Origin of the sequence: Falsiroseomonas selenitidurans, from assembly GCF_012103215.1 — a bacterium.
GTDB lineage: Bacteria > Pseudomonadota > Alphaproteobacteria > Acetobacterales > Acetobacteraceae > Falsiroseomonas > Falsiroseomonas selenitidurans.
The window spans coordinates 1-9,610 of sequence record NZ_JAAVNE010000089.1 but is presented as its reverse complement, the minus strand read 5'-3'; the positions used below and the strand labels follow the sequence as shown (position 1 = coordinate 9,610).

11 protein-coding genes are annotated in these 9,610 nt (G+C 75.3%); 1 reads left to right on the top strand and 10 read right to left on the bottom strand.

Annotation, left to right across the window (positions count from 1 at the left end; genetic code table 11):
• From HEQ75_RS26790 to HEQ75_RS26775, 4 genes are all read right to left on the bottom strand, one after another.
• Positions 1–1,144 (bottom strand): patatin-like phospholipase family protein (locus HEQ75_RS26790; protein ID WP_168035190.1); only part of this gene is annotated, 1,144 nt, incomplete at its 3' end.
• A gap of 139 nt (positions 1,145–1,283) precedes the next feature.
• Positions 1,284–1,571 carry a hypothetical protein gene (locus HEQ75_RS26785; RefSeq protein ID WP_168035189.1) on the bottom strand — a complete coding sequence of 96 codons (288 nt, stop codon included), beginning with the start codon at positions 1,569–1,571 and terminating at the stop codon, positions 1,284–1,286.
• Positions 1,572–1,671: 100 nt separating this feature from the next.
• Complete coding sequence (locus HEQ75_RS26780) at positions 1,672–2,478, bottom strand: SDR family NAD(P)-dependent oxidoreductase (protein ID WP_168035188.1); 807 nt, start codon at positions 2,476–2,478, stop codon at positions 1,672–1,674.
• A 15-nt stretch (positions 2,479–2,493) separates the two neighbouring features.
• On the bottom strand, positions 2,494–3,264 hold the full coding sequence (locus tag HEQ75_RS26775; protein WP_168035187.1) for an enoyl-CoA hydratase/isomerase family protein: 771 nt from the start codon (positions 3,262–3,264) through the stop codon (positions 2,494–2,496).
• Positions 3,265–3,375: 111 nt separating this feature from the next.
• Between HEQ75_RS26775 and HEQ75_RS26770 the strand changes: the two genes are divergently transcribed.
• Complete coding sequence (locus HEQ75_RS26770; RefSeq protein ID WP_168035186.1) at positions 3,376–4,293, top strand: LysR family transcriptional regulator; 918 nt, start codon at positions 3,376–3,378, stop codon at positions 4,291–4,293.
• Between the two features lie 24 nt (positions 4,294–4,317).
• Here HEQ75_RS26770 and HEQ75_RS26765 read toward each other — a convergent pair whose 3' ends face one another.
• From HEQ75_RS26765 to HEQ75_RS26740, 6 genes are all read right to left on the bottom strand, one after another.
• Positions 4,318–5,400, bottom strand: coding sequence for a hypothetical protein (locus HEQ75_RS26765; RefSeq protein WP_168035185.1), 1,083 nt, complete (start codon positions 5,398–5,400; stop codon positions 4,318–4,320).
• Positions 5,401–5,416: 16 nt separating this feature from the next.
• Positions 5,417–5,635, bottom strand: coding sequence for a gas vesicle structural protein GvpA (gene gvpA / locus HEQ75_RS26760; RefSeq protein ID WP_092960919.1), 219 nt, complete (start codon positions 5,633–5,635; stop codon positions 5,417–5,419).
• 159 nt (positions 5,636–5,794) lie between these two features.
• Complete coding sequence (locus HEQ75_RS26755) at positions 5,795–6,322, bottom strand: hypothetical protein (protein ID WP_168035184.1); 528 nt, start codon at positions 6,320–6,322, stop codon at positions 5,795–5,797.
• Positions 6,300–6,830, bottom strand: a complete 531-nt coding sequence (locus tag HEQ75_RS26750; protein ID WP_168035183.1) for a hypothetical protein — start codon at positions 6,828–6,830, stop codon at positions 6,300–6,302. The genes HEQ75_RS26755 and HEQ75_RS26750 overlap by 23 nt, the downstream gene beginning before the upstream one ends.
• Positions 6,827–7,303: a hypothetical protein gene (locus HEQ75_RS26745; protein WP_168035182.1), complete on the bottom strand. Its 477-nt coding sequence runs from the start codon at positions 7,301–7,303 to the stop codon at positions 6,827–6,829. Before HEQ75_RS26745 ends, HEQ75_RS26750 begins: the two co-directional genes overlap by 4 nt.
• A gap of 98 nt (positions 7,304–7,401) precedes the next feature.
• Positions 7,402–9,610 (bottom strand): hypothetical protein (locus HEQ75_RS26740; protein ID WP_168035181.1); only part of this gene is annotated, 2,209 nt, incomplete at its 5' end.

Below are 9,610 nucleotides of genomic sequence, written 5' to 3'. Positions count from 1 at the left end.
TCCACCCGCACTCCGGCTTGCGCATGCGCTCGCCCCGTGAGTTCATCGCCCTGCAGTCAGCCAACCATGCCGCGTGTCCGGTTTGATGGGGGCCACTCCACTGCCTTGTGGTGGTGTAGATGCGGATGACGTCGTTGACACCGCTTGAGGCGATCATCGTGCTGATCGCCCGGCCGGCGATGCCCATGGTGCGGCGGTTGACGTTCGCCCATTGCGGATCGAGGCGGGCGTTGCGGATGATGTAGGCGGTTGCCGGTACAACCGGCTGGCGCTGGCGCGTCCGCTCGCGCCGCAGCCGCGTGAGCGAGGGCGGATAGAGGAACGCCTGCGCGAAGGCGCCGCCATCCACATGCATCTCCTGATAGCTTTGTCCGTCCAGCGTCACGTCGAACATCACCGGCGTGAAGGCGCCCGGGACCGAGGCCGAGGCCAGCAGGACGCGCCGGATCACCGTTGCCGCCAGCCTGTGGCCGCTCGCCGCGATCGCGCCGATGTTCCAGATCACCGGCACCTGTGCATCCAGGTCGGTGGTGCCGATCAGCAGCATGCGGCCTTCGCGGTAGGCGCGGGCGATGTCCGCCAGCATCGCCTCGTTCAGGTGGCGGGTGATGATGCCGAGCAGCGGCGTTGTGTCGGCCAGCGCATCGTCATAGATCGCCGCCGTCAGCCAGCGCTGCCGCAGCACGTCGGTGGCGGTGATGTTGGTGAAGACGTCGCGCAGGGCGTGGTCATAGGCCGGGCCCAGGAAGGCGAAGGGCGCGGTCAGCGCGCCGGTGCTCACGCCGGTCACCAGGTCGAAGGCCGGCCGCGTGCCCAGTTCCGACCAGCCGCACAGGAGCCCGGCGCCGAACGCCCCATCCTCCGCCCCGCCCGACACGGCAAGCAGGTTCAGCGGCTGGCTGAGGACGCCCGGCGGGGCGCCGCGGAAGATCTGGCCGCGCGCCACCGTGGCCAGGACCTCGCGCTCGATGGGGGCACTGCTGTGGTGCGGGTGGAAGCGCTCGTTCGGCAGGCCAAGCACCGTGGCGCCAAGGGCGCGGCCGCGCGGCACGGCCGGGCCGCGAACGGGCGTCGCGCAGCCCGCGAGGCCAACCCCGGCGCCAGCGAACAGCAGGAGGCGTCGCGAAAGGTCGATGGCGGGCATGGGCAGCTCCCCTTTCGTCGGCGATGCCATGAATTGCAGAAGGATGGCCGGCCCCGGGATCGGGGCCAGCCGGAGTATGCCGGCGCCACCGTGCCCGCGCCTACGCCTGCGCTGCCATCCTGCCGCGCCGCGCGCCGCTTCATGGCACGGCAGGCGAGGCGGCGCCGAGGCGCCAGGCGCCGCCGGTGCGGAAATGGAAGGTGCGCTGCGTCACCGTCGCATCCAGCGCATGGGTGAAGGTCAGGCTCCAGCGCCTGTCGCGGAAGACAAATTCGCGGGTGCCGTAGCCGCCATACCAGGGCTCGGCGGAGGGGCTGGCCCAGATGCCGTGCAGCGCGGCAAGGCGGTCGCGCTGGGCCTCCGCGGCGGCGGCCGGAACCGCGGCGGCCAGCGCCGCGGCGAGGGTAAGGCAGGTATCGCATCGCAATCGTTCCCCTTGGGCCGGCCCGGAATCGGGCCGGCATGGGGATGACGGGCGGCGGGGCGGCGATTCCGACAGAAGGGTGGAATCTTGTCCCCGCGGCCGCCTACAGCGCCCGGTGGTCGCGCACCGCCGCTTCCAGCCGCGGCTTCAGCGCCAGGAAATGCGCGTCCAGCCCGGCCGGGTCGTCCCGGTTGCGCAGCAGCATGGCCTGTCGGGCCGCGCCGCCGCGCACCACCTCGAAGGCGCCATCGCGCATGCCCTGGACGATGGCGGCAACCACCTCCGCCACCGGCTGCAGCGCGAAGCCGAGCCCGGCATCGGCACGGGAGGTCGCCATCATCGGCGTGTCGGTGGCGCCGGGGAACACCGTGAGGACATGCACCCCCTCCCCCTTCAGCTCCCGCCGCATCGCCTCCCCGAACCGGGCGAGGCCCGCCTTGGCGGCGGCATAGCCGGCATAGAAGGGCACCCCCATCTGCGCCAGGCCGGAGGCGACGTTCACCACCAGCGCGTCGCCGGAAGCGCGCAGCGCCGGCAGGAACAGGCGGGTCAGCAGTATCGGCGCCAGCAGGTCCACCTCCACCATCGCGCGCAGCTCCGCCTCCGTCATGTCTTCCAGCCGGCCGGCGCGCACACCGCCGGCATTGTTCACCAGCACATCCACCCCGCCGAGCCGCGCCATCGCGGCGTCCAGCAGCGCGGCGCGGCCGGCGGGGTCGGTGACATCGGCCTGCACGGCCGCCGCCCCCGGCAGCGCCGCCACCGCCGCGGCCAGCGGCGCCGGCCGTCGCCCGGCCAGCAGCAGCCGCGCCCCCTGCCCGGCCAGCTGCCGCGCCAGTTCCAGCCCGATGCCGCTGGACCCGCCGGTGATGACCACCCGCCGGCCCTGCCAATCCGTTGTCGTGTCCATCGCCCCGACCCCCGCTCAGCCGGCCTGCCGGAAGCTCTTGACCAGCGCGGCGGCGGAAGCGCCTTCCAGCGCCAGGCCGTAGCCCACTTCCCGCACCAGGCGTTCCTTGATCGGCTGGATGAAGTGGATGCGGGTGTTGCGCCGCGTCACCTCCGGCCGCGTCAGCCAGCCCTGCGCGATCGCCCGGGCCCGCGCCAGCGCCGCGCCGTCCGGCACCACCTCCGCCACCACGCCCAGCGCCTGCGCCGCGCGGGCGGTAAGCGGCTTCGGGTCCAGCAGCATCGCCATCGCCCGGCCCGGGCCGACCCAATGGGACCACAGCGTGTGGATGCCGTCGCCAGGCACGATGCCGCCGGCGAAATGCGGCAGGTCGTCGAAGCTCGCGCCCTCCCCGGCCACGATCACATTGGCCAGCAGCCCGTATTCGGCGTGGACATGGGCGCGGCCTTCCAGGGCGAAGATCATCGGCACGCGGATATTGGCGATGTTCTCCAGCACCTGGGTGCCCTCGTCATGCACCTTGGACCAGACATCCGGGTCCGAGACATCGCCGAAGGAGCTGAAGTCGATGCCGGGGATGAAGTCCCCGCCGCTGCCGGTCAGGATGACGACCTTGTTCGCCCGGTCGCGGCCGACCTCGTAGAAGGCATCGACGAGGGCCTCATGGTCGGCGGCGGTGAAGGTCAGCGGGCCGCCATCCTGGTGCAGGGCCATGGTCAGGATGCCCTGCGCATCGCGCTCGAAGCGGATGCGGGGGAAGCGGGTGAAATAGGTGGGGGTGGTCATGGCTCGGTCTCCGATCTTCGGCCGTGGCTGGCCGGTGGCGGGACCTTGCTCCATGCACAGGACCGGCAGAACACGGCTTGATCGCAGCAGACAAATACGGATCCTGTATGAATGAGCGACCCTTTGCCCCTGTTCCGCAGCTTCATCCGGGTGGTGGAGGCCGGGTCCTTCAGCGCCGCCGCGCAGCAGGCCGGCACCAGCCAGCCCACCATCTCCCGCCAGGTGGCGGCGCTGGAACAGCACCTGGGCTGCCTGCTGTTCCAGCGCACCACGCGCCGGCTGACGCTGACCGAGGATGGAAGCGCCTTCTACGAAACGGCGCTGCGGGCGCTGGAGGCGGTGGCGGAGGCGGAGGGATCGGTCGGGCGCCGCAAGGGCCGGCCCAGCGGCACGCTGCGCCTGGCGGCGGCGGCGGTGATGGGGCGGCTGCACATCCTGCCGCGCCTGCCGCGGCTGATGGACCGCCATCCGGACCTGGCGGTGGACCTGGTGCTATCGGACGGCTTCACCGACCTGGTGGAACAGGGCATCGACTTGGCGGTGCGCGTCGGCGTGCTGGAGGATCCGGGCCTGGTGGCGCGGCGCATCGGCACCTCCCGCCGCCTGGTGGTGGCCACGCCCGGCTACCTGGCACAGCACGGCGTGCCGCAGACGCCCGAGGATCTGCGCGCCCATGCCTGCATCCGCTATGCCGGGCTGGCCACGGGCACGGGCTGGAGCTTCGCGCGCCGCGGCGGCGAGGCGGCGCAGGTGACGGTGCAGGTGGGCGGCCGGCTGCGCGTCAGCACGACGGAGGCGGTGCGCGCCGCCGCGCTGGAAGGCCTCGGCATCGCCCTGGTGCCGCAATGGCATTTCGGGCACGGCGAATTCGCCGCCGGCCGGCTGGTGGCGCTGCTGCCGGACTGGGAGGCGCAGGCCCTGCCGATCCACGCCATCTATCCCACAAGGCGCTTCCTGGCGCCGAAGGTGCGGGCGGCGGTGGATTTCCTGGCCGAGGAATTCGCCGCCGACCCGCTGCTGGCGGGATGACCCGCCGGCAGGCCGGGGGCTGCCTCAGCCGCAGGCGGCGCGCGCCGCGGCGATCCAGCCCTCCGGCCGCAGCAGGCGGCTGACCTCGCCGAGCTGCTGCGCCAGGCGTTCCGGCTCCGCCGCGGCCAGGTCCTCGCAGCTTCGGTAGCCGAGCTGGGCCAGGCGGTGGCGCATGCCGGGGCCGAGCTGCGGCAGGGCGGCAAGATCCGTGGCCGGTGGCGCGGGCTCCGGCGCGCGAAGGGCGGCGATCGGCGCTTCGGCCCGGGCCGGGGTCGACGGCAGGCTCAGGTCGGGCAACGCCTCGGCCGCGCCGGGCGCCGCTTCCGCGACCGGGCTTTCGGCCGGTGCGGCGGATTGCGCGGCGTCCGCCACGCTGTCGCCGGCCGGGGGCGCGGCGGTCTCGGCCGTGGATGCCTCTGGCGCCAGGGCTTCCGCCGGCAGGACGGGCGCGATGTCGCCCGCCGTCACCGCGATGGCCATGGCGGGCTCGGGCGGCGCCGGTGCCTCGGCCGGGACTTGTTCCGCCGCGGTACCATCCGCCAGCGCGGGAATCTCCGGGTTGCTCCCCGCCGGGTGGAGGGCCGGATCAAGCGAGGCCTCGGGCAGCGCCGCCTCCAGGGCCTCGGCCGAGGCGACCTCCGGCGCGGGGCTTTCCGGGGCTACCGGAGCCATGGCGATGGCCGCGGCCGGCTCGGTCGGGACCTGTCGCGGGGCAGGCGGGGCTTCGGGCGCCAGCAGGGCGGCGGCGATGGCCTGGGCCGCTTCCTCCGCGGTGCCCGGCGCCATGGCGCGCTCGGCGTCCAGCAGCCGCGCGAAGACGGAGCCGGGCGCGGGCGCCGTCATCGCGCCTGGCCCGGCGACCGGCGCGGCCGTGCCGGGCGGCGCGGCGGGCTTGGCGGGGGCGCGGCGGGCGCTGCGCAGGGCGTCACGGTTCGCTCGCAACGCCGAGCGCAGATCATGCCGCGACGCCGCGCGCGCGGCGCGGTAGGCATCCAGCGCCACACGGCCACCCAGGCCGCGCGGCACGGCCGCCGCAGCCGGGCCGGCCGGATCGGGGCATGCCCGATCGGGTTCGGCCGGCCCCGGCGCTGCGGTTTCCGCCGTCATGCCGCGCGGCGCCGGATCAGGCCGCGGCCGCGGCCGGGTCCGTCGTCAGGCCGACCGCCTCGGCATACTTCAGGTAGGTCTCGACCGAGGCCACCACGGCGCGGATCTCGATGGCGATGAGCTCGATGCCCACCAGCGCCACGCGGATGAAGGCGTCCACCACGACACCCTTGTCGAGGATGCGGTCGATCACCTCGGCCAGGGAGGAGGAAGCGAGGCTCTTGTTGATGGTCATCGGGCGACTCCGTGTTGGGTTCCTCGCCGCCCCGCCCTTCGGGGAAGCGCTGCGCCGCCCGCACCGGGCCGGCGACATCCGTCATTCTCGCCACGGCCTATTGCGGAACGGTTCACGCCGCGGCCGCCAGGGCGGCTTTTCGCGCGTCGATGCGCCGGGTCACGGACGGTGCATCGCCGTCAGGAAGGCGGAGAGCACGGCGCGATAGCCGGAGACCGCTTCCGCCACGCGGACCTTCAGCGTCGCGGCATGCACCATCAGCTCCGCCGGCGACAGCGCGGCATCGTCGATCGGGATGTCGCTGGCCACGTCGTGCCGCGCGTCATGCGTCTCGAAGAAGCGCAGCGCCGCCTCCATCTCCTCGAAGGCGGCGACGTGGAACTGGCCGGCCTCGCCCTGGGTCGCGCCCTGGACGCGGATCTCGGCGACGTAGCCGCCTTCATCCGTCGCGTAGAGGCTCAGCTCATGCCATTGCGCGGCACCGCTGCGTTCGCCGCTGTGATGCGCCAGGCGGCGGCCGGTGAAGCTCAACGGCCTGGCGCCGGACCGGCGGAGCGTGAAGGCGGTGGCGCCGCCGGCACGCGGGCCGCGCGGCGCGGCGGGGCCGGGCTCCCGCGCGCTCATCGGTTCATAGACGCCATAGGGCTCATAGGCCCCGATCGGCTCATACACGTTGATCACGTTCATGCTCGCTCTCCTCCGGGGGGCCGGGGTGGCGCGGTGCCCTCCCGGCGGGGTCGTTCGCCGCGCGGCCGGATGGCGCGGGCCAGGGGCCGAAGCTGGTGGCCAGCAGGGCGCGCCACACCGCGCGCAGCCGCGCACCCAGCATTGCCGCCTCGGCCAGCGCGGCGGGCAGCAGCGCGGGCGGCAGCGGCGCCGGCGGCAGCAGGGCGGAAGCCGGCAGGTCGCGCAGCGGGTCGTGGGTGTGCAGGAAGTGCAGCAGCGTCGCCGCATCCGCCGCCGCCAGGGCGTAGCAGCGTTCCTCCGCCCCCGGCAGATCCGGCAGGCGGTGGCGGATGGCGCAGACGAAGCCACCCGGCGCGGCCTCGTGCAGCGTGACGGTGGAGCGCAGCGGCAGGTCCGGCGGCGCCGCCTCCACCCGCGCCAGCAGGCGGCCCTGGAAGCCCAGCGGCCGGCGCCCCTGGCGCGGGGCCAGCACGAAGTCGAAGCCCGGCGCGCCTTCCATGCCGGTCACGCCGCGGCCGCCTCCTCGGCATCCAGCAGGAACAGGACCTCGCCCAGCAGGGCGCGCCATTGCCGCGTCACCTGGTCCGCCCGGCCGCGCAGCGCCGCGGCGCGCAGCGCGATCTCCACGGCGGAGAGGCGGCGGTCCGAGGCATCGAAATCCACGGCCAGGTCGGCGACCGGGTCGAAGCCCTCCAGCCACTCCAGCGCCTCCGCCAGGGTCGGGAACAGCTCGGCGCGATGCAAATCGGCTTCCGGCGCCGCCTGGCGATGGGTGCGCAGCGCCACCGCCACGTCCTGCCCCTCCAGCCGCCACACCGAGACGGCGTGCCAGAGGGCGCTGTCCGCGGCGCGGGACTGGCCTTCCACCAGCAGCGTGCCGCGCAGCCGCAGCGGCTTGCCGCCGCTGACCCGCAGGGCGACGGGCCCGGCGAGGAGAGGGGTTGCCTCGGAACGGTCCCGGCCGAGCGCGACAGACACCATGGCCAACCTCCTCCTGCCCGCGGGCGCCTCGGCCGAAGGCCGGGCCATGCCGCATCCGGCGTAGCCCAGGCGCGGTGAAGGTCGGGTTAAGGCCGGCATCACGCCGCCTGCGCCACCGCGGCACCGGGATCCTGGGCCGCGGAATCGCTGGCCAGGGCCAGCGCGGTGGCCACCGCTTCCAGCTTGCCGATCACCGCCCCGAGGCTGTCCAGCAGCGCCGGCGTCTCCACCCCGAAGGCGGGCGGCAGGTGCTGCGGCAGGGCGCCGGCGCCGGCCTCGGCCAGGCTCTGGGCGGCGGCGAACAGGGCCTCCGCCTCCCGCCCCAGGCCACCCAGATGGTCCAGCGCGCGGTGCAGCGCCTCCGGCGCCTTCTGGCCGGCGAGCGCCCGCTGCAGCCGGCCGGCCGGCCCATCCGCCGGCGGGCGGGGCGGCGGCGCTTCGCGCTGTTCGCGCAGCAGCAGGATCTGCCGGGCGAGATCGCGCACGGCCTCCTGCCCCTCGCCCATCGCCGCCAGCAGCCTGGCCGCGGCTTCGGTGGCGCCGGCGCTGTCGGACAGCCGGGCCTGCACCTCCCGCACCGCCTCGCCCAGCTCGCGCGCCTGGGCCAGCAGCGCCGCCTTCGCACCCGTGGTGGTGGCGGTTTCCTCCGCCGCCTGGCCGGCCAGCCGCGCCGCGGTCTCGGCGATGATGCCGGTGGCGGCGGTGGCGTCCTCGGTGATGCGCAGCAGGCGCCGCGTGGGCTCGGCAAGGAGTTGGGTGATGCCGGCCTCGACCTGCCCGGCCAGGGCGTCCGCCCCCGCGCGCAGCGCCGTGCCGGCCTGCCCGGCGAGGTCGGCGGCGAGCGGTGCGAGCTGCCCTTCCAGGTGCTGCGCCATGGCCCCGGCGAGGTGTTCCGGCAGCCCCTCGAGCCGCCGCTCCAGCACCGCCTGCGCTTCGCCCTGCGCCGCCAGAAGCGGCGCCGTGGTTTCCGCGAGTTGCGCCGGCAGCCCATCCAGCCGCGCGGCCAGTGCCGCCGAAATCCCCTCGCCCTGCGAGGCCAGATGCGGCGCCACAGCTTCCGCAAGATGCGTCGGCAGCCCGTCCAGCCGGGCGGCCAGTGCCGCCGAAATCCCCTCGCCCTGCGAGGCCAGATGCGGCGCGACAGCTTCCGCAAGATGCGTCGGCAGCCCGTCCAGCCGCGCGGTCAGCACCGCCGAAATACCCTCGACCTGCGCAGCCAGGTTTGGCGCCGCCGCCGCCGCCATTTGCGCCGGCAGCCCATCCAGCCGCGCGGCCAGCGCCGCGGCGATCCCTTCGCCCTGCGAGGCCAGGTGCGGCGCCGCGGCTTCCGCCAGTTGCGCCGTCACCCCATCCAGCCGCGCGGCCAGCGCCGCGGCGATCCCTTCGCCCTGCGAGGCCAGGTGCGGCGCCGCCGCCTCCGCCAGTTGTGCCGGCAGCCCATCCAGCCGCGCGGCCAGCGCCGCCAGCGCTTCGCCTCCCGCCTCGAATTGCGGCGCCGTGGCCGCGGCCAGCCGCTTCGGCAGCCCGTCCAGCCCGGCGGCCAGGGCGATCAGCGCGCCGTCCTGTGCCGTCAGGTGCCGCGCCGTGGCACTGGTCAGCAGCGCCGGCAGCGCGTCCAGCCGGGCGTCCAGCGCCCGCAGCGCCTCGGCCCCGGCCGCCTGCTGCGCGATCGCCTCCGCCAGATGCGCCGGCAGCGCCTCCAGCCGGGCCAGGGCGCCGGGCGCCTCGCCCAGGCGCCGCCCCAGGGCGGCCTCGATCCGCTCCGGCAGGGCGCGCAGCGTCTCCTCCACCCAGGCGGCATGGCCCGCGGCCTCGGCGCGACCACCGGCACCGGCGGCCTCCAGCCGCGCGGCCAGCGGCGCGAAGGCGCCCTCCAGCCGGGCCGCGACCTCGCCGCCGAGCCTTCCGGCCGCCACCTCCATCTGCCGGCCGCCGGCCTCCGCCAGGGCCGTGTTCAGCGTCTCCGGCAGCGCCTGCACCACCTCGGCCAGCGTCGCGCGCAGCGCCGCCTGCAGGTCCTCATGCTGGCGCTCTTGCTGGCCCGCGAGGTCCGGCGCATCGGCCGCCGTCCTCGCCAGCCGATCGTCCATGGCCTGCAGCCGGGCGGCGAGGCCGTCCAGCGCCGGCTGCAGCGCCGCCATCCCCTCGCCGGAGCGCTCGATGCGCGCGGCGGAGGTCACCAGCCGCGCCTCCGTGCCGCGCGCCGTCACCTCGATCTGCCGCGCCGCCTCCTGCGCCGCCGCGATCGCGGTGCCGAGGCCGCCCGCCTCCCGCGCCGCCGGGTCCGCCGGGCCGGCGCCAACATCG